The organism is Devosia chinhatensis (genome assembly GCF_000969445.1).
GTDB classification, from domain to species: Bacteria; Pseudomonadota; Alphaproteobacteria; order Rhizobiales; family Devosiaceae; genus Devosia; species Devosia chinhatensis.
The window spans coordinates 1-467 of record NZ_JZEY01000042.1 but is presented as its reverse complement, the minus strand read 5'-3'; the positions used below and the strand labels follow the sequence as shown (position 1 = coordinate 467).

Annotated in this window: 1 protein-coding gene; it reads right to left on the bottom strand. The window is 41.5% G+C overall.

Going from position 1 to position 467, the window contains the following annotated elements:
- Positions 1-282: sensor histidine kinase (locus VE26_RS18325; protein WP_425283804.1), on the bottom strand; the 282-nt coding region annotated here is incomplete at its 3' end.
- Positions 283-467: the final 185 nt, after the last annotated feature.

The window sequence follows — 467 nt, the reverse complement described above, 5'->3', positions numbered from 1 at the left end:
GCGTACTTTAATTCCTCCTTTACCTTCTCGAGAAAATTTGACCGCATTACTCGCTATATTTGTCAAAACTTGACGTAGACGAATCTCGTCTCCTACTACGTAGCTTGCTTTTTGGCCATTCACCTCCATGCTCTGTGGTAGATTATCAATAGCTTCATCGAGCTGAACATCAAGTTGAAGACGTTTGGCTGTGGCTGCGACCTTGAGACTAGCTACGAGGGCATTGATAGCACGATGGAAATTGAAGGGTTGTGAAGAGGACTCGAATTTACCAGCGTCCATACGTTGCAGACTAGTCACAAAAGAAAAAGGAAGAATCAGCTCTGCTTGTCAAATATGCAAAGGCTTATAGGCAGGATTTGCGATGACTCACTCCAAAACATCATTCAGAACCTGTTGTACTTGTTGTAAACTAGATTCCAAAGCATAAACTTCAACCATTTGATCTTCATCTTGTCTATTAAAAC